The sequence below is a fragment of the Flavobacterium flabelliforme genome (genome assembly GCF_017948675.1).
Taxonomy (GTDB): domain Bacteria; phylum Bacteroidota; class Bacteroidia; order Flavobacteriales; family Flavobacteriaceae; genus Flavobacterium; species Flavobacterium pygoscelis.
On record NZ_JAGFBU010000001.1, the window covers coordinates 1,371,212 to 1,390,293 of the forward strand.

Sequence of the window (19,082 nt, forward strand, 5' to 3'; positions counted from 1 at the left end):
GGTTGTAGTTTTTTGTTTTACTACATTTGCCAAACATGAAAAAGAATAAACTCATAGTAAGTCTTTCTCTGGTTATTACAGTATTGTTCTCGATACTGTTTCAATCAGTGCATACCTATGAGCATATTGCAAAACAACTTTCAGAAAAGCATTGCGATCATAAATACAACGTTTCAGGTACAGAAATAACCCATCAGCATCATAACGTAGACCATTGTTATGTTTGTCATTTTATTACAAGCAGCTATCTTACTCCCTTAGATTTTTCTTATAAATTATATTCTGTTGCTGGCGAAATACCCTATTTTAAAAGTAAGATAGAAACTGTTATTTCGTTCTCTGGTAGCAACTATTCCCTTCGTGGTCCTCCTGTAAATAGCTAAAATCATTTTATTTCTACACAAAATCATTACTCTGAATTTGTGGGATATTTTTATTATTTACTAAATCATTCCTACTTCGAAGATACATTTTTGAATACTTCGATCGTAGGTAAATTATAATCATTTTAATGAAAAAATTTATTATAGCCTTATTTTTAGGGCTGTCTGCTATATTACAGGCTCAAAATTCTATTTCTGGAACCGTAACTGATTTGTCAAACCAACCCATAAAAGGAGTTTCAGTTTCATTGTCAGAATTGCATAAAGAGACGACTACTGATGAAAACGGAAAATATTTAATTTCGGATTTACCCAATAGAAATCTTAGGATCACTTTTGCCTTTTTGGGATTTGCAACGCAAAATAAAACAGTAAGAACCGCTCTTAAAGAAAATGAACTAAATATAACACTTGAAGAAGCAATTTTTCAAATGGACGAGGTGATCGTTTCAACGGCTTTTAATAAGATTCAATCACAAAACGTGATGAAAGTGGAGCATGAAAGCATCAAAAACCTACAACGCAAAGGAACAGCAACTCTAATCGAAGGATTGGCTACCATTCCTGGAGTTTCTCAAGTTTCAACAGGAACTTCTATAGGCAAGCCTGTTATTCGAGGTTTAAGTGGAAACCGTGTACTTGTATATTCGCAAGGCGTTAGAATAGAAAATCAACAATTTGGAGATGAGCACGGTTTGGGTTTAAATGATTCGGGTATAGAAAGTGTTGAGGTAATCAAAGGTCCGGCTTCTTTACTTTATGGTTCTGATGCTTTGGGTGGTGTTTTATATTTTAACCCAGAAAAATTTGCCAATGCCAATACTTTTAAAGGCAACTTTAGTCAAAAATATTTTGCTAACACTCAAGGAAGTAATTCTTCTTTGGGACTAAAAACAAGTACCGATAATTGGAAATTTATGACACGCGGAAGTTATAATACGCATTCTGATTATAAAATTGCCAATGGCGACCGAGTAACTAATACACGATACAACGAAACTGATTTCAAGACAGGTGTAGGATATAATAACTCTAGTTTTTCTACTGTATTGCGATACAATTATAATAAGTTGGACTTAGGGATTCCAGAAGAGGGAATTGAAGAACAAACAACAAGTAAGAAAACAGAATTTCCAAAACAAGGAATCTTCAATCATTTGTTGAGTTTAAATTCAATACTTTATTTTAAAAATTCAAAGTTGGATCTTGACTTGGGTTATATTGCTAATGACAGAAGCGAGTTTGAGGACAGTAATGAAGCTGTCTTACACATGAAATTGAAAACCTTTAACTATAGTGCAAAATATCATTTACCAAAACTAGGAAGTATAGAAACGATTGTTGGACTTCAAGGAATGCACCAAACTAACAGAAACTCCGGAGAAGAATATTTAATTCCTGATGCTGTGACTAATGATTTTGGAGTTTTTGGAACCGCGAATTACGAATGGAATACCAATGTCTTGCAAGCAGGATTGCGTTTCGACAATAGAAAAATTACAACAGATGCTCAAGGAATTGCAGGAGAAGAGGGCTCTTTTGAAGCGATTAATAAAAGCTACGATAGTTTTAATGCTTCTTTAGGATACAAAACAAGTTTGACAGATGATTTGACTTTACGTTTAAATGTGGCTTCTGGATTTAGAGCGCCTAATTTAGCGGAGTTAACTTCTAATGGAGTTCATGAAGGAACCAATCGTTATGAAGTAGGAAATAGCGATTTAAAAACAGAACAAAACGTACAAACAGATGTAAATTTAGAATATAAAAACAGTCATTTTGAGTTTTTTGTAAATGGTTTTTACAATCACATCAATAATTATATTTATACCTCTCCAACAGGAGAAATTATCGATTCTAATTTAGTTTTTGATTACATACAAAATAACGCAAAATTGTACGGAGGGGAAATAGGTTTGCATTTTCATCCACATCCATTAGATTGGTTGCATTTCGAAACTAGTTTTGAAACCGTAACTGGAGAAAAAGAAAATGGAGAATACTTGCCATTAATACCCGCTAATAATTGGGATAATACCATTAGAACCGAATTTAAAATTAAAAATTGGTTGGAGGAAGGATTTGCTACGTTGAATGTGTCGAGTACTTTTAATCAAAAAAACGTGAGTGGTTTTGAAACGAAATCAAACGGTTACACTTTAGTAAATTTAGGCTTGGGCGGAACAGTCAAATTAGGAAAAACACTATTTGATGTCAATATCAACGGTAATAATTTACTGGATAAAAAATACATTGCACACCTTTCTCGTCTTAAAACCGATGGAATTCCTAATATAGGACGCAACATCATTTTGGGAATCAATTTTAATTTATAGAGTAATACAAAAAAAAAGCGCTTTTCAAAAGAAAGCGCTTTTTGGTTTTATTTAAGACTTTCACATACAAACCGCAGGCACAATTTTCCTATGTTTGTAACAACCTAAAACAGAATCTAATGAAAAAAACTTTTTTAATTATGGCTGTGTCTTCTACATTGGCAACTTTTGGTCAAGATCAAAAAGCAACTACAATGAAATATCCACAAACCACAAAAGGGACAACTGTCGACGTTTATTTTGATACTAAAGTAGCTGATCCTTATCGATGGCTAGAAGATGATAAATCTGCCGAAACGGGAGCTTGGGTAAAAGCTCAAAATGAAGTTACCTACGATTATTTGTCTAAAATTCCTTTTCGAGATGCGCTAAAATCACGCATGGAAAAATTATGGAATTATGAGAAAATAGGTGCGCCTTTCAAAGAAGGTGAATTTACGTATTACTATAAAAATAATGGTTTGCAAAACCAATCGGTTTTGTACAGAAAAGATGCCAAAGGAAACGAAACTATTTTCCTAGATCCAAATACTTTTTCTAAAGATGGAACTACTTCACTTGGTGGTTTAGACTTTTCTAAAGATGGATCTAAAGTAGCTTATGCAATCTCTGAAGGCGGTAGTGACTGGAGAAAAGTAATTATTATGGATGCAATCTCTCAAAAAATTATCGAAGATACTATTGTGGATGTAAAATTTAGCGGAGTTTCTTGGAAAGGGAATGAAGGATTTTATTACTCTAGTTATGATAAACCTAAAGGAAGCGAGCTATCGGCAAAAACAGATCAACACAAACTGTATTTTCATAAATTAGGAACGGCACAAAAAACAGATAAGGTTATTTTTGGGGCAGATAAAAAACGCCGTTATGTTGGCGGAAGCGTTACAGAAGATGATGATTATTTGGTAATTACAGCAGCAAATTCTACTTATGGTAACGAATTGTACATTAAAGATTTAACAAAAGCCAATAGTCCTATTGTAACTATCGTTGATAACTTCAAAAGCAGTAATGCTATTATTGAAAACGAAGGCACAAAATTATTTATAGATACAGATTGGAATGCGCCTAACAAACGCATTGTAACGGTTGATGTAAATAATCCAAAACCAGCCAACTGGAAAAACTTTATCGCAGAAACAGAAAACGTATTAACGACTTCAACGGGTGCTGGTTATTTCTTTGCCAACTACATGCAAGATGCCGTTTCGGTAGTAAAACAATATGATTATTCAGGGAAACTAATTCGTCAAATCGAATTGCCAGGAGTAGGAACTGCAGAAGGTTTTGGTGGTAAGAAAAAAGAGAATATACTTTACTATTCGTTTACCAATTATATTACGCCAGGTTCTACGTATTCATTTGATGCAAAAACAGGAATTTCTAGTATTTATCAACGACCAAAAGTAGATTTTAAGAGTGAACAATACGAATCAAAACAGGTGTTTTATACCTCTAAAGATGGAACCAAAATTCCAATGATTATCACTCATAAAAAAGGATTAAAACTGGATGGAAAAAACCCAACAATTCTATATGCTTATGGTGGTTTTAATATTAGCTTAACTCCAAGTTTTAGTATTGCCAATGCCGTTTGGATGGAAAACGGAGGGGTTTATGCAGTACCTAATTTACGTGGTGGTGGAGAATACGGTAAAAAATGGCACGATGCAGGAACTAAAATGCAAAAACAAAATGTATTTGATGATTTCATCGCAGCGGCAGAATACCTAATAGCTCAAAAATATACATCTTCTCAGTATCTTGCCATTCGTGGCGGATCAAATGGTGGCTTGCTTGTAGGGGCAACTATGACACAAAGACCAGATTTGATGAAAGTAGCTTTACCAGCAGTGGGCGTAATGGATATGTTGCGTTATCATACTTTTACCGCAGGAGCAGGATGGGCTTATGATTATGGAACAGCCCAAGACAGCAAAGAGATGTTTAATTATCTTAAAGGCTATTCTCCAGTTCACAATGTAAAAAAAGACATTCAATATCCAGCTACAATGGTAACTACTGGCGATCATGATGATAGAGTGGTACCAGCACACAGTTTTAAATTTGCAGCTGAATTACAAGATAAGCAAGCAGGAACAAATCCAGTTCTAATTCGTATTGATATCAATGCAGGACATGGAGCCGGAAAATCTGTTGCAGCAACTATTCAGGAAAACGTAGACATTCAGGCATTCACACTTTATAATATGGGCATTCAAAAATTGCCAGAGTCTAAATAATTCTCCTTAGTTTTACTTTTTTAAGGAGCTATTTCCTGCTGTACACTGTATCCCCGCTAAAAAGCGGGGGATGCCGTTTCCATCAGGGCTATGGTCTTTTGCTTAAAACAATTTTAGTTTTCAATAAAACGCTATTCGTAAGAATGGCGTTTTTTGTTTTATGTAATATGGCTTTCTTATTTTGATTTAGCTATTTATAATTTTAAAACAGCTGAGGTATATTATCCAATTTACACTCTAAAACAAATACAATAAGCATTGTTTTTTCATTTTCGGAAAAATCATTATTTTCTTTCAATTTTTTTCACAATGTTTTATTAATGCAGTCGTTTTTTGATAACCTTTTCGGTAAATTTGAGAGACAAACATTAAATAAATAGAACATGACAGTACAAATCAACACAGACAATAACGTAGAAGGACACGCACGTTTAAAAGCATATATTTCAGAAGAATTACAAACTGCTTTAGCTCGTTTTGAAGATAAAATAACTCGTTTAGAAGTACATCTTGGTGATGAGAATAGTGATAAATCAGGAACCAACGATAAGCGTTGCCTTATTGAAGCGCGTCCGATAAATATGCAGCCTGTTGCGGTTACAAATCATGCCGACACTACTGAAAAAGCATTTCATGGTGCATTGGATAAAATCAAAAAAGTATTAGAAACCACTTTTGAAAAAAAGAAAACGTATTAAATAGTACTGTTTTTAGTATAAAAAAAATGACACGATCTTACTTTTAGATCGTGTCATTTTTTTTATGGAATCAATAAGTGATTAAACTTTAGATTTTTGGTCATTATTTTTTCTTCAATTAATTGTAAAACTCTTATTTAACTTTATTTTCAAATAAAATGGAGGCTAGCTTATCATCTCTTTTATACACATCATCATAAAATCGGATAATGCCATCATCACCTACCCAAGATGTAAAATAACCAATATAAACCGGAATTTTGTTCTTAAGCGTATACCAATATTCGTCTCCACTATCCATTTTGGCATTAATTTTTTCTGCATTCCATTTGGTGTCGTATTTCATGATTGCAGCGGCAAGTTCTCTTGGCTTTGCCACTCGGATACATCCATGACTAAAGGCGCGAGTGTCTCTATTAAACAAACTTTTTGAGGGAGTGTCATGTAAATAAATATCATTCGAATTGGGAAATAGAAATTTTACTAATCCTAAAGAATTTGATGTTCCCGGTTTTTGCCTCACAGAATTATTATTCCATTCCATATTATGTTGTGCCAAATAATTTGGATTTTTTTCGATAGCAGGTAGAATTTCTTTTTTCAAAATACTCGTTGGTACATTCCAGTAAGGTCTAAAAACAATGTATTTCATTGGAGCACTAAAAATAACGGTTTTATTCATAGTCTTGCCTACAACAACTCTAGAGTGTAATTCGGGTTTGCCATCTCTAAAAAAAGTTAATTCGAAGGCAGGAATATTAACCACGATTAATTCTTTCGCTTTAATAATATCATTCGAAATCCATCGGCAACGTTCCATATTTACCATAATCGTTTTGATGCGTTGGCTAATAGGAACATTCATGTATTTAATATGTTCTGGCAAAATCGTTTTATTTATAGCATTCCCGCTACTCTTTTTAAAGTTCAAAACGCCCGCTGCTAATTCTTCATCATAAACCATACTTTTAGAATCACTAGAAATGGCATCGGTAACAAATAAATATTTTCTTATTTGTGCAATTGCTGTTGCACTATCGCCTGGTACATACGACTTTACTTTAGGATTTAGCGAGATCGTGTCCCAGCCTCCTTTTTTTTCTATTTTTTGGTATTTTTGCAATACATCTTTTAAAAGATAATACTGTTTTAAAACGCCTTTCTCTTCCTTATTAATCAAAGATGGATCTACTAATAAAGAGTCTAAAAAATGAACATAACTTTGTTTTTTTCGAGGCAAAAACCATTCTAAATCATTAGTTTTTTGATTGTCGATACCAGCATAAACTTTTCGTGCGTAGAAAAAGTACAATGACGAACTTAATAACTCGGTATCTACATTGGCTTTTTTATTGTTTTCTGGATTGCTATAAATTGCATCAAATTTTTCTTTATAAGGAATCACAGTCTCTACGCCTTCTGAACTTAGATTGTTTACTTTGTTATAAAGCAAACCAGAAAATTCGTTAAGACCATCTTTATCAAACCAAATATAATGAGATTGATGCTTGCGATAAAGTTCTTCTACTTCTGCTTGATAGGAAATTAGATCCGGATATTTCTGGAAAAAAGTTTTAATTTGTGTGCTATCAAAAGCAACTTCAATGGTGTTAATAGTAGCTGGAACTATTGCAGGTTGACTCTCAATTTTCTTTTTACAAGAAACCAAAACAAATAAAAATGTAAAAGCAATCAGGAGTATAGGAGTAATTTTTTTCTTCATAAATCTAATTTTAATGTGTTTAGAATACACTAAATCAATAGCAAAAGTACATCAAATCTTGTGCTGAATTACTTGTTTAAAATAGTGCCAATTTTTGAACTTAAAAATTAATTTTTGAATACCAATTAATCCGAATGTTTTTTTTGACTTAAGGAACTGGTTATCAATAATTACTTTAAAAATAAGCAAAGAAAATGATACATTTAATAGCGCATTTAGGTTTTTAGAATCCAATAATTATGTAATGTCTATTCCACATTATATAAAAAAAAATAACTCTCAAGTGATTTAAAGGGATTCCAGCATTTTTTTTAAAGATATAAAAATAGCAAAAACTTTGTCTTGTTTTAATTAATTGGTAATAAGTTATTTACTGTCATACTCATGATTTGTTTTTTGACATTAAATAATTAAAAAGCTTAGGTAAAAATAATTTTAGAGAACAGTTTCTAGCTCTCAAACGTCATAAGCTACTAAATTTAGCTACCTTGTATTCAAATTAGAGAACAAGCATCGATGAAACAATTTTGGAAGCATAGCTCAGTTTATAGTGAAGGAGCAAGTTTTAGAAAAATAATTAAATACACTGTATTGTTTTTTCTAGGATTGGTCCTCCTTTTTTTTCTATCTGCTATAGGTCTTGCTTTTTATTTTAATCATAATAAAGCAAAAATAGTTACACAAATTAATGCTAAGATTAACGATAATATCACCGGAACAATTCACATCAATGATATCAATTATAAATTTCTAAAAGGATTTCCAAATATGACTTTGGCTTTAAGTCAAGTAGAATTAAGAGATAGTTTGTATTTTTTGCATAAACGCACTTTGCTGAAAGCAGATGAAATTGAGGTTCGAATGAATGTATTGGGTTTGCTGCATAATGAAATTAGTATCGATAAAATTGAAATTCAAAGGGCGACAATCCATTTGTACAAGGGAAAAGACGGAATTGTAAATACAGCTATTTTTAGACCCAAAGCAAAAATTGATAAGTCTAAAAGCGCTGCCACTTCCACCTTTAACGAAATTGTCTTTGATGAGGTTCATTTCATTTCAGAAAATCAACTCGGAAATAAATTATTTGATTTTAATATCATTGCACTTCGCAGCAGAATAGATTTTGATAACGAAAATTGGAACACCAATTTGTATTTAAAATCGCTTGCAAAAAGCATGGCATTCAATACTCAAAGAGGTAGTTTTATAAGGGGTAAAATAGTTGAAGGCGTGCTTAAAGTTAGTTTTTCCGATGCTAAAAATAAAATTAGTGTGGCTACAGATAAACTTTTAATTGGTGAAGAAATCTTTAATATCAAAGCAAATTTTAGTTTAGATAAAAACAAATCACCGTTTGATATTGCTATAAAAACGACCATTTTATGGCAGAATGCTTCTGCTTTATTAAGTGCAAATATCAGCGACAGAATTAATCAGTTTGATTTAAAAAAGCCAATTCCTGTTCTTTGTACTATTATTGGTGATATGAATGCTGTTGGAGACCCTGAAATTAAGGTAATAACAAAAATAAAAAATAATGAACTTAAAATTCCAGATGGTATAATTAACGACTGTAGTTTTGAGGCTAGCTTTACAAATCAATACGTAAAAACTACCGCTTGTAATGATGTAAATTCGACTATTACATTAACTAATTTTGAGGGAAAATACAAAACTATTCCTTTTAAAATTCCAAATGGGATTATTGCCAATTTTGAAAAGACAATTGTTGCGGGCACTTTTAAATCAGATTTTGAAGTTTCGCGGTTGAATGAAATTATTCCCAAAGATTTTATGCATTTTTCTGATGGTCAAGCCAATGTGAATCTAGATTTCAAATTTGGTGTTTCCAATTTAAGAATTCAAAAACCTCTATTTACCGGAAATACAACCGTCAAAAATGCAGTGATATATTACGGACCAAGAAATCTAACTTTTGTAAAAACCAATATTGATCTTGATTTTACTGAAAAAGCACTTATAATAAAAAAAATAAACTTTAACGATCGTCGCAACGCCGTTTTTATGCATGGAAAAATAGATAACTTTCTAACTCTTTATTACGATAATCCTGAAAAAATGATTGTGAATTGGGATATTTATGCTCCATTTCTTGATGTAAAACAATTTGCTGGAGTAATTACGAATGCTAATCATAAAAAAATAATTACCAAAAAAGATAACAACAATTTTTCTGATAAAATGTATTCTGTAATTGATAAATGCCAAGTACTATTAAACCTAAAAGCAGATAAAATGGTTTATAGCAAGTTAGAGGCTACGAATGCAAATGCCTTGGTTTTATTAGCTAATAATCAACTAATTGTAAAAAACGGTTCGGTAGCAAGTGCAGGCGGAACGATTACATTTGATGGAAAACTAACTCCTGATTCTGATACTTTTTTGTTGCAATCTAACGCACAAATCAATAAAGTAGATATTGCTAAATTTTTGGCAGCGTTTAATAATTTTGGAATTCAATCCTTTCAACCAAAAAATTTAAAAGGATTACTAAATGCCTCCGCTTCTGTTTCGGGCAGATTGCTTTCTGGCGGACAACTTAAGACAAATTCTCTTGGAGGAACAGCCAAGTTTGATGTAAAAAATGGTGCTCTAATTGATTTTAAGCCTTTAACAAATATAGGTAAATTCGCTTTTCCATTTAGAGAGGTAAACAACGTTGTTTTTAGCGATTTATCAGGAAATTTTAAGATTAATTGCGATTTAGTAACCGTAAAAGATTTGAAGGTAAGTTCTAATATTCTGAATTTGGATGTCGATGGAGTCTATTCTTTTGGAGCAGGAACCAATTTAGCAATGACTATTCCTCTTAGAAATCCAAAAAAAGACGAACTCATTACCAGTAATATAGAAAAAGAGGAGAAACGTTACAATGGTGTCGTACTGTATTTACTAGCTATTGATGAAGGAGGGAAAATTAAAATTAGATGGAATAAAAACCACAACTAAAAATCTATTGTATTATGAAGAAATTATGTATTATTCTGGTCGCTTTATTGGTATTAGGTTGCAAAAGTAAACAAGAAAATAAAGCATCTGCTGTAGTTGAAATTAACGAAACCATGGATGCTTGGCATAAAGCTGCAGCTAATGCAGATTACAATGGCTATTTCGAATTGATGGCTGATGATGCTGTTTTTATTGGAACAGATGCTACAGAAAATTGGAACAAACAAGAATTTCAGGCGTATGCTAAACCTCATTTTGATAAAGGAAAAGCATGGAGTTTTACCGCTTTAGAACGTCATGTTTTCTTTGATAATTCTGGTAAAACCGCCTGGTTTGATGAGTTGTTAAATACACAGATGAAAATTTGTCGTGGTTCAGGAATACTAGTCAAATCAGGGAAAAAATGGAAAATACAACAATATGTGCTCTCTATGACGATTCCTAATGCTACGAGCCGTGAAATTATAAAGATCAAAGAAGGTATAGAAGAACAATTGATAAAAGAATTAGAAAAGAAAAAGCTATAGTTTTTTGGTTATAAAACTGCCTTTATAGTTGTTAAGTATTATGAGTCGGAATTAAATTTTGCTTACTAATCGTTCAGTCATATATAATTCCTTAATTTTGCCGAAATATTATAAAAAAGTGGGAAGCAAAAATAAATTAAAGAGATTCAAAGAAAACGAGACGTTCACAAATGTTTTTCAACCTACAAGAGAGGAAGTAGTGGGAGACTTATTTCCGTTAAAAGGAAAATGGAATGCTGAATTCTTTAAAAATGAAAATCCATTAGTTCTAGAATTAGGATGTGGAAAAGGAGAATATTCAGTAGGACTTGCCGAAAGGTATCCTAATAAAAACTTTGTTGGTATAGATATCAAAGGAGCTCGTTTTTGGCGTGGTGCAAAAACTGCTGTAGAAACAGGTTTACATAACGTTGCTTTTATTCGTACCCAAATCGAATTGATCAATCATATTTTTGCAGAAAATGAAGTAGACGAAATTTGGATTACTTTTCCAGATCCTCAGATCAAATACAAACGTACTAAACATAGGATGACAAACTCTGAGTTTTTACAATTGTATAAAAAAATCCTTAAAAAAGACGGCGTTGTTAATTTAAAAACAGACAGTGAGTTTATGCATGGTTATACTTTAGGGTTGCTGCATGGAGAAGGTCACGAAGTTTTATACGCCAATCATAATGTTTATGTTAACGAAGGAAGTCCAGAAGAAGTAACTGCTTTTCAAACTTTTTACGAAAAACAATATTTGGAAGTTAACAAAGCAATTACGTATATTCGATTCAAAATCAAACAATAATTTTTTTTGAAGAGCATATCTTCGTTATGACATCCGCATTTTGACTATGAATTTAATCACTTCTTTGTTCTTGGGTTTTGTTACTGCTGTTATAGGGATTACGCCTCCAGGTTTGATCAATATGACGGCTACCAAAGTGAATTTAAAAGAAGGTAAAAAAAGTGCGTATTGGTTTGTTTTAGGTGCAATTTTGGTGATTTTTTTTCAAGCTACATTGGCTATTTTTTTCGCACAATATATCAAAAGCCGTCCAGAGGTAATTGTTTTATTGAGAGAAGTAGGATTGGGTATATTTTTGGCATTAACGATTTACTTTTTGTTTATTGCTAAAAAGCCCAAAAAGAAAAAAGGTAAAATAAAGAAAAGAAGTACCTCTACACGTTTTTTTCTAGGAATGTTGCTCTCGGTTTTAAACTTTTTCCCCATTCCCTATTACGTTTTTGTTAGCGTAACCTTAGCTTCTTACAATTTATTTTATTTTGATATTACCTCTATTTTTGTTTTTGTTACGGGTGTAGTATTGGGTTCTTTTTTAGTATTTTATTTTTACATCACCTTCTTTCAAAAAATCCAACACAAAACCGATTATTTTATGCGCAATATGAATACTATTATAGGAAGCATAACCGGTTTAATATCAGCACTTACCTTATTTAATATTATAAAGTATTATTGGAGTTAATTTCTAAAATAAACTTTCAATATATTTTTAATCCTCAAGCAATGACAAACGACAACTTTTTTGAAAGGGTTTACGAAGTCGTTAGACAAATTCCTTACGGTAAAGTGACGTCTTATGGTGCTATTGCCAAAGCACTAGGAACTGCACGTTCAGCAAGAATGGTAGGTTGGGCAATGAACGCTTCCCATAATCTAGACGATGTTCCAGCACATAGAGTTGTTAATAGAAATGGGTTGTTAACGGGTAAACTTCACTTTGACGGTACCAATTTGATGCAACAATTACTTGAAAACGAAGGAATAGTAATTGTCAACAATCAGATCGTGGATTTCGATAAGGTGCTTTGGATTCCAGAAGTGCGATTGTAATACATTAATTGTTTTTTTAGATGTTTTTGGAATCCTTGTACTCTGAAATAGTTTTTTATATTTATAAATTAGGCATAGGTTTTAAATAAGGGTTTTAATGCCAATTCATGAACATTCAAAATTTAAATGTATTAAAATTCAGTAGTTTTTCTTTTTGATTTTCTAAAATTACTAACTGTTATTTTTCTTGTGAAAAATCAAATAAATACGCGCAATTCTATCATCAATAAATCCGATGTAATTCCTTTATTTTAAGAACTTAATCTGTTATCTTTGTAATCTGAAATCAGTTTAAATAAAGATAATATTTTGGTGTAAAATACCAACAGAAAAAGTAAATTCAAAATGAAATTAGATAGAAAAGACATCCTAAAAGCTTTAGAAACAATTACTGTAGCTGGAGAAGGAAAAAATATGGTAGAAAGCGGAGCAGTTGCAAATGTGATCACTTTTGGAGATGAAGTAGTGGTAGATTTAGTGTTACACACGCCAGCAATGCACATTAAGAAAAGAGCAGAAGAAGATATCAAGAAAACCATCCATGATTTAGTTTCTCCTGATGCTAAAGTTAAGGTTAATACTAAAGTAGAAGCTGCAGTTGCTGAAAATCCAAATCAGATTAAAGGAAAAGCAATTCCAGGAATAAAAAATATTATCGGAGTAGCTTCTGGTAAAGGAGGAGTTGGAAAATCTACTGTTACAGCAAACCTTGCAGTTTCATTAGCAAAAATGGGATTCTCAGTAGGGATTCTTGACGCAGATATTTATGGTCCATCGATGCCAATTATGTTTGATGTAGAAAGCGAAAAACCAGTTTCTGTAACTATTGATGGGAAATCAAAAATGAAACCAGTGGAAAGCTATGAAGTAAAAATTCTTTCTATTGGATTTTTTACTTCACCAAGTCAAGCTGTTATTTGGAGAGGTCCGATGGCTTCTAAAGCCTTAAATCAAATGATTTTTGATGCAGACTGGGGAGAATTAGATTTTATGCTAGTAGATTTACCTCCAGGAACGGGCGATATTCACCTTTCAATTGTACAAGCCTTACCTATTACAGGAGTTGTAATTGTAAGCACACCACAAGCAGTGGCATTAGCAGATGCTAAAAAAGGAGTTTCGATGTTCATGTCTGATGCGATTAATGTTCCAGTTTTGGGAATCATCGAAAACATGGCTTATTTCACACCCGAGGAATTACCAGAAAACAAATATTACATATTCGGACAAGAAGGAGCTAAGAATCTTGCTGAAGATCTTGAGGTTCCTTTCCTAGGAGAAGTACCAATTGTGCAGTCTATTCGTGAAGCTGGTGATTATGGTCGCCCAGCAGCCATGCAAACAGGTTCAGTTACAGCTACTGTTTTTGAAGAAATTACGCGAAATGTAGTGCGCGAAGTGATTAGCAGAAATGAAAATTTACCAGCCACTGAAGCTGTAAAAATAACAACTATGGCGGGTTGCTCATCAGTTAAAAAGTAATCGATTAACGGCTCTGCAATTAGCAATAATAAAATTAATATGACAACAGAAGAATTAACAATTGAAGTTCAAAAAGCATTAGAAGAAATTAGACCTTTTTTGGTTTCTGACGGTGGTGATATTACATTAATCTCTATTGAGGACGGCAAGCATGTAAAAGTGCGTCTTGAAGGGGCTTGTACTAGTTGTAGTGTAAATCAAATGACACTAAGAGCTGGAGTAGAAACTACTATTAAAAAGTTTGCGCCACAAATAGAAACGGTTGTAAATATTTTATAATTTGTTTATTTGAATTTTATACATTAAAAAATAAAACTTTAAACGCACAACCAATTGATGGATGTATTAATAAAAATTAAAGATAGAGAAGGAGTTGTTCATGAATTACAAGCGCCTACAGATATGGCGATGAATATCATGGAGTTGTGTAAAGCATACGAGTTACCAGTTGAAGGAACTTGTGGCGGAATGGCAATGTGTGCATCTTGTCAGTGTTATGTTTTAAACGATGTAGCATTACCAGAAATGGGTGATGATGAAGAGGCGATGCTCTCTGAAGCATTTTATGTAAAATCAAATAGTCGTTTGGGTTGTCAAATCCCAATTACTGAAAGTCTAGAAGGTTTAGAGTTAGAACTAGCTCCAGAAAATTAAATAAAAAATCCCGATATTTATCGGGATTTTTTTTGCTTTATTAATAAGCATAGTATCTAATATTGATTGACTTATTTGAATGCTGGAATTCCAGTTATATCCATTCCTGTAATCAATAAGTGAATATCATGTGTTCCTTCGTAAGTAATTACAGACTCTAAGTTCATCATGTGACGCATAATCGAGTATTCTCCTGTAATTCCCATTCCGCCTAACATTTGTCTTGCTTCACGAGCGATATGAATGGCCATATCTACATTGTTTCTTTTAGCCATTGAAATTTGTGCTGTTGTAGCTCTTCCTTCATTTCTTAACACTCCTAATCTCCAAGTTAGCAATTGTGCTTTTGTGATTTCAGTAATCATTTCGGCTAATTTCTTTTGTTGTAATTGTGTTCCTGCGATAGGCTTATCAAACTGAATTCTTTCTTTTGCATAACGCAAAGCAGTATCATAACAATCCATGGCAGCACCAATAGCACCCCAAGCAATTCCGTAACGAGCAGAATCAAGACAACCAAGTGGCGCACCTAATCCCGATTTGTTTGGTAATAAATTCTCTTTTGGTACTTTGACATTGTCAAAAATTAATTCTCCTGTTGAGGAAGCACGAAGCGACCATTTATTATGTGTTTCTGGAGTAGAAAATCCTTCCATTCCTCTTTCTACAATCAAACCGTGTATTCTACCTTCTTCATTTTTAGCCCAAACTATGGCAATATCTGCGAAAGGTGCATTAGAAATCCACATTTTGGCACCATTTAGCAAATAATGATCACCCATATCTTTAAAATTGGTAATCATGCTTCCTGGATCAGAACCATAATTAGGTTCTGTTAATCCAAAACATCCCATGAATTCGCCCGTAGCTAATTTGGGTAAATATTTCATTCTTTGTTCTTCATTTCCGTATTTCCAAATAGGATACATGACCAATGAAGATTGTACAGAAGAGGTAGAACGAACACCAGAATCTCCGCGTTCAATTTCTTGCATGATCAATCCGTATGATATTTGGTCTAATCCAGCTCCTCCATATTCTTCAGGAATATAAGGGCCAAATCCGCCAATTTCGCCCAAACCTTTTATAATTTGTTTCGGAAATTCTGCTCTTTGAGCAAAATCTTCTATAATAGGCGATACTTCTTTCTTAACCCAAGCACGCGCAGAATCACGAACTAATTTGTGCTCTTCTGTTAGTAAATCGTCTAGGTTGTAATAATCAGGGGATTGAAATAAATCTGGTTTCATGTTAGCTAATTTTAAAAGAACAAATCTACACAAAGAAATATAACAAATGCATTAACAAATGTTATATTTTTTCTATTTTGTGAAAAAGATAGCTTTTTTAAGCTTGTACGAAGCTATTTGAAAATTGCTATATATAAATGTAGAGAATTTTAGATTTTAAAGAATCTACTCTAATAAAAAAAATAGAAGTTGTTTTTAAATTATAGTGGTTGAATAATTTCATTATTGGATTTCTAGAGTGAGCGATTGATGCTAAAAAAATAAATTATTCTTTAATTTTATATAATAGATTATTGCTATTGCTGACATTTTTAAAAATATTGAAATTTTTATTCTCAATTGTTCATCTATTAATTTTACATTTGGGTTTTAATTTTTTTAAACCAAACCTGAAATGCGTTATCTATTTTATTGTTTTTTTTTAATGATAACGGTATCGTATTCCCAAAGCAAATCTAATTTGTCAGAGCAGGAATATACGATTTTTAAAAATAAAATTAGATTGTTATCAAGTTCTAATATTGATAGCGCTTTTATTTATACCGATAAATTAGAAACTTCTAATAATCATTTGCATCAAGCTTTTGCTCAAGGAACCAAATCCTACTTGTATCAAATTAAGGGTGATGTTCAGAACTCAAAATTCTCATTGGATAGAGCCTATGAAAGTTTAAAAAAGATTTCTTCTTCTAAAGATAAAATAGAAATGAATGCCTATTTGCTAAATTGTGGCGGTTTAAGTTCTTGGAAAAGAGGTGATTTTAGCCATGCATTAGATCAGTTTCAAGAAGGGCGAAAATTGTCTATCAGTATCAATGATCGTGTACAAGCACTCAAATTTAATATAAACATAGGCTTAATAAATAATGAGGTAGGAAATTATAAAGAAGCTATTTCTATTTCTAAACAATCTGACCTGATGATTGATAAAATGCGGTATCTATTTTCAGATGAGCAATTTAATATGTATAAAAGTGCAATAAATTTGAATTTAGGTAAATATTATGAAGATTTCTACAAAAGTAAAATAGATAAAACCGAATATTTAGATTCTGCTCAATTTTATTATGGTAAAGCTATTATTTATTCTAAATCTTTAGATTATAATAAAATGTTAGCTCAGATGAATTTAGCAAATATTTATTACCTCAAGAAAAATTTTTCAGAAGCCGAAAAAGGATATCAAAGTATTTTGAATAGCTCAAAAGAAAATGGTTTTTTTCTTGAATATTCTAAGATCATATATAATTTAGGAGATTTGTATTATTATAAAAAAGAATACAAACAATCTCTAGTGTATTTTAAAAAAGTAGATTCAATTTATTATGCCGATAAAGCGAATCCCATAGAGTTCCTAAAATCTAATTATTATCAAGCTAAAATATACCAAGCTCTTAAAAATCAAGAAGAGGCGGCTAAATATTCGGAAATATATTTAGAAAACTATGAAAAAAATGAATTTAAGCTGAATAAAGAAATAGCTGAAGTTAATTTTAAAAAGAGTAAGGAACAATTAAAAACGGAAATGAGAATCATTCAAGAAGACTATAAATACAAAAAGAATCTTACTATTTTGGTTGTTTTAGTTTTATGTGTTTTAGTTGTTTTTTTAGGTTTCCTTGCTGTAAGAGGTTTTAAAAAGAAAAAAATAGCGGAACGTAAAGTAGCTGATTTGATTGAGGAATACAGAATGAATAGAATTAATTCAGAGAAAGAAATTATAATCAATCAAGAAATTGTCAAAAACACTTCTTCTTTAATTAGTATTGAAAAAGAAAATGAAATTTTAGAAAAATTAAAATTTTTAGAAAAAAAATTAGAATATTTAAAACCTGATTTTACCCAACAATCTGCCGCAAAAAAAATCAAAACTAACACCTCTTATCTTTCTAGCGTAGTTAATAATCATTATAATAAAACGTTTAGTGAGTATTTAAATGAACTTAGAATAAATTATGTAATTGAGGAAATGATTTCTAATGCAACTTATAGAAAATATTCTACTCAAGCAATTGCTGAAAGTGTAGGATTTAAAAATGCCGTTTCATTTACAAAATCCTTTAATAAACGAACAGGAGTTACACCGATTCAATTTATTAAAGGACTTGAGAAAGAAATTGTTTAATTCCTTATAAATTAGTTAGATTTAATCAAGATTTCATACTGTAAAAGTTTTTACTTGTAATGAATACTTTTAGTTTTCCATCAGTAATTTTAAAAATAATAATATTACAGAAAACACATAATAATGACATTCAGAACAGACAAAAAAATAAAGGGTTTTGCGTTTCCATTTTTTTTGCTCTTGAATATTAATTTTGAAAACTTTCTTTTATTACATTCTCTTTAAAATTTAGTTTCCTCCTATTAATATTTTAAAAATAAATCATATGATTGGTTTTGTTATTTTGAATTCCATAATTATTTGACATTATCACCGTAATCTACATTAACATTATATTTCATGATGTTAATACAATAAATAACAACTCGATTTTGAGTTTCATTTTTTAAGGTTAGATTTATTTAAATAAAAACATCTTTTATAGTACACCTGTTCCCGAGTTTGAAGTAGTAGTTCCTGGCTTTGGGTCAGTTGTATCACCTCCATAAATTGTTAATAATTTTTTATTAGATATCTCATTTTTTTCGAAATTTTTCAAACTTAATTTTTCAACTTTCATAATATTTTGTTCTTTAGTAATACGTAGATTATTCTACTTTTCTAAAATTAAGTGATTATGACAGCGCGTGTCTTTGTTTATGATGTAGCGTGTTTTAAAGCTTTGTTTTTCTTTTTAAATAACTGAAAATCAATATTTTGAATAAATTTTTATAATAACATAATTTATAAATTGTAAGTCCTATAATTTGAAAATTATCTATATAGACAGATTATACATCGCAAAAAACTGTCATATTTGTAAAAAGGATTGTATCAATCTGTTTTATTTATAAAGAGAAAAT

16 protein-coding genes are annotated in these 19,082 nt (G+C 31.4%); 13 read left to right on the plus strand and 3 right to left on the minus strand.

Going from position 1 to position 19,082, the window contains the following annotated elements; translation table 11 throughout:
* Positions 1-35: 35 nt before the first annotated feature.
* From J3S90_RS06050 to J3S90_RS06065, 4 genes are all read left to right on the plus strand, one after another.
* Positions 36-383: a hypothetical protein gene (locus J3S90_RS06050; RefSeq protein WP_210645522.1), complete on the plus strand. Its 348-nt coding sequence runs from the start codon at positions 36-38 to the stop codon at positions 381-383.
* Positions 384-511: 128 nt separating this feature from the next.
* On the plus strand, positions 512-2,719 hold the full coding sequence (locus J3S90_RS06055) for a TonB-dependent receptor (protein WP_210645447.1): 2,208 nt from the start codon (positions 512-514) through the stop codon (positions 2,717-2,719).
* 140 nt (positions 2,720-2,859) lie between these two features.
* The gene (locus tag J3S90_RS06060; protein ID WP_394369400.1) at positions 2,860-4,962 is read left to right on the plus strand and encodes a prolyl oligopeptidase family serine peptidase; all 2,103 of its coding nucleotides are present in this window, start codon (positions 2,860-2,862) and stop codon (positions 4,960-4,962) included.
* Positions 4,963-5,345: 383 nt separating this feature from the next.
* A complete protein-coding gene (locus tag J3S90_RS06065; protein ID WP_188049469.1) occupies positions 5,346-5,660 on the plus strand; it encodes an HPF/RaiA family ribosome-associated protein in 315 nt (104 codons plus the stop codon).
* A gap of 133 nt (positions 5,661-5,793) precedes the next feature.
* On the opposite strand, the gene J3S90_RS06070 is transcribed toward J3S90_RS06065, so the two are convergent.
* Positions 5,794-7,383 carry a L,D-transpeptidase family protein gene (locus tag J3S90_RS06070; protein WP_210645451.1) on the minus strand — a complete coding sequence of 530 codons (1,590 nt, stop codon included), beginning with the start codon at positions 7,381-7,383 and terminating at the stop codon, positions 5,794-5,796.
* A 516-nt stretch (positions 7,384-7,899) separates the two neighbouring features.
* Here J3S90_RS06070 and J3S90_RS06075 point away from each other — a divergent pair.
* The 8 genes from J3S90_RS06075 (at position 7,900) to J3S90_RS06110 (ending at position 14,865) form a co-directional block, all read left to right on the plus strand.
* On the plus strand, positions 7,900-10,356 hold the full coding sequence (locus J3S90_RS06075; protein ID WP_210645453.1) for an AsmA family protein: 2,457 nt from the start codon (positions 7,900-7,902) through the stop codon (positions 10,354-10,356).
* A 14-nt stretch (positions 10,357-10,370) separates the two neighbouring features.
* A complete protein-coding gene (locus J3S90_RS06080) occupies positions 10,371-10,883 on the plus strand; it encodes a nuclear transport factor 2 family protein (RefSeq protein WP_210645455.1) in 513 nt (170 codons plus the stop codon).
* A gap of 118 nt (positions 10,884-11,001) precedes the next feature.
* Positions 11,002-11,679 (plus strand): tRNA (guanosine(46)-N7)-methyltransferase TrmB, encoded by a 678-nt coding sequence (gene trmB / locus J3S90_RS06085; RefSeq protein ID WP_210645457.1) that lies wholly within the window; start codon positions 11,002-11,004, stop codon positions 11,677-11,679.
* A 46-nt stretch (positions 11,680-11,725) separates the two neighbouring features.
* Positions 11,726-12,361, plus strand: a complete 636-nt coding sequence (locus tag J3S90_RS06090) for a LysE family transporter (RefSeq protein ID WP_188049474.1) — start codon at positions 11,726-11,728, stop codon at positions 12,359-12,361.
* Between the two features lie 41 nt (positions 12,362-12,402).
* Positions 12,403-12,729: an MGMT family protein gene (locus tag J3S90_RS06095; RefSeq protein ID WP_188049475.1), complete on the plus strand. Its 327-nt coding sequence runs from the start codon at positions 12,403-12,405 to the stop codon at positions 12,727-12,729.
* Between the two features lie 345 nt (positions 12,730-13,074).
* Complete coding sequence (locus J3S90_RS06100; protein WP_188049476.1) at positions 13,075-14,211, plus strand: Mrp/NBP35 family ATP-binding protein; 1,137 nt, start codon at positions 13,075-13,077, stop codon at positions 14,209-14,211.
* Between the two features lie 39 nt (positions 14,212-14,250).
* Positions 14,251-14,490 (plus strand): NifU family protein, encoded by a 240-nt coding sequence (locus tag J3S90_RS06105; protein WP_188049477.1) that lies wholly within the window; start codon positions 14,251-14,253, stop codon positions 14,488-14,490.
* 57 nt (positions 14,491-14,547) lie between these two features.
* Positions 14,548-14,865, plus strand: coding sequence for a 2Fe-2S iron-sulfur cluster-binding family protein (locus tag J3S90_RS06110; RefSeq protein ID WP_035668621.1), 318 nt, complete (start codon positions 14,548-14,550; stop codon positions 14,863-14,865).
* A gap of 71 nt (positions 14,866-14,936) precedes the next feature.
* Here the strand turns inward: J3S90_RS06110 and J3S90_RS06115 are convergent, their stop codons facing one another.
* Complete coding sequence (locus tag J3S90_RS06115) at positions 14,937-16,115, minus strand: acyl-CoA dehydrogenase family protein (RefSeq protein ID WP_188049478.1); 1,179 nt, start codon at positions 16,113-16,115, stop codon at positions 14,937-14,939.
* A gap of 502 nt (positions 16,116-16,617) precedes the next feature.
* Between J3S90_RS06115 and J3S90_RS06120 the strand changes: the two genes are divergently transcribed.
* Positions 16,618-18,240 carry an AraC family transcriptional regulator gene (locus J3S90_RS06120; RefSeq protein WP_210645459.1) on the plus strand — a complete coding sequence of 541 codons (1,623 nt, stop codon included), beginning with the start codon at positions 16,618-16,620 and terminating at the stop codon, positions 18,238-18,240.
* Positions 18,241-18,658: 418 nt separating this feature from the next.
* Here J3S90_RS06120 and J3S90_RS06125 read toward each other — a convergent pair whose 3' ends face one another.
* Entirely contained in the window at positions 18,659-18,799 is a 141-nt protein-coding gene (locus J3S90_RS06125) for a TIGR04149 family rSAM-modified RiPP (RefSeq protein WP_210645461.1), read from the minus strand.
* Positions 18,800-19,082: the final 283 nt, after the last annotated feature.

Excerpts from the sequence above, each read along its gene's own strand:
- J3S90_RS06050 (WP_210645522.1), top strand. The coding sequence starts at position 36 with ATGAAAAAGAATAAACTCATAGTAAGTCTTTCTCTGGTTATTACAGTA.
- J3S90_RS06055 (WP_210645447.1), top strand. The coding sequence starts at position 512 with ATGAAAAAATTTATTATAGCCTTATTTTTAGGGCTGTCTGCTATATTA.
- J3S90_RS06060 (WP_394369400.1), top strand. The coding sequence starts at position 2,860 with ATGGCTGTGTCTTCTACATTGGCAACTTTTGGTCAAGATCAAAAAGCA.
- J3S90_RS06065 (WP_188049469.1), top strand. The coding sequence starts at position 5,346 with ATGACAGTACAAATCAACACAGACAATAACGTAGAAGGACACGCACGT.
- J3S90_RS06070 (WP_210645451.1), bottom strand. The coding sequence starts at position 7,383 with ATGAAGAAAAAAATTACTCCTATACTCCTGATTGCTTTTACATTTTTA.
- J3S90_RS06075 (WP_210645453.1), top strand. The coding sequence starts at position 7,900 with ATGAAACAATTTTGGAAGCATAGCTCAGTTTATAGTGAAGGAGCAAGT.
- J3S90_RS06080 (WP_210645455.1), top strand. The coding sequence starts at position 10,371 with ATGAAGAAATTATGTATTATTCTGGTCGCTTTATTGGTATTAGGTTGC.
- J3S90_RS06090 (WP_188049474.1), top strand. The coding sequence starts at position 11,726 with ATGAATTTAATCACTTCTTTGTTCTTGGGTTTTGTTACTGCTGTTATA.
- J3S90_RS06095 (WP_188049475.1), top strand. The coding sequence starts at position 12,403 with ATGACAAACGACAACTTTTTTGAAAGGGTTTACGAAGTCGTTAGACAA.
- J3S90_RS06100 (WP_188049476.1), top strand. The coding sequence starts at position 13,075 with ATGAAATTAGATAGAAAAGACATCCTAAAAGCTTTAGAAACAATTACT.
- J3S90_RS06105 (WP_188049477.1), top strand. The coding sequence starts at position 14,251 with ATGACAACAGAAGAATTAACAATTGAAGTTCAAAAAGCATTAGAAGAA.
- J3S90_RS06110 (WP_035668621.1), top strand. The coding sequence starts at position 14,548 with ATGGATGTATTAATAAAAATTAAAGATAGAGAAGGAGTTGTTCATGAA.
- J3S90_RS06115 (WP_188049478.1), bottom strand. The coding sequence starts at position 16,115 with ATGAAACCAGATTTATTTCAATCCCCTGATTATTACAACCTAGACGAT.
- J3S90_RS06125 (WP_210645461.1), bottom strand. The coding sequence starts at position 18,799 with ATGAAAGTTGAAAAATTAAGTTTGAAAAATTTCGAAAAAAATGAGATA.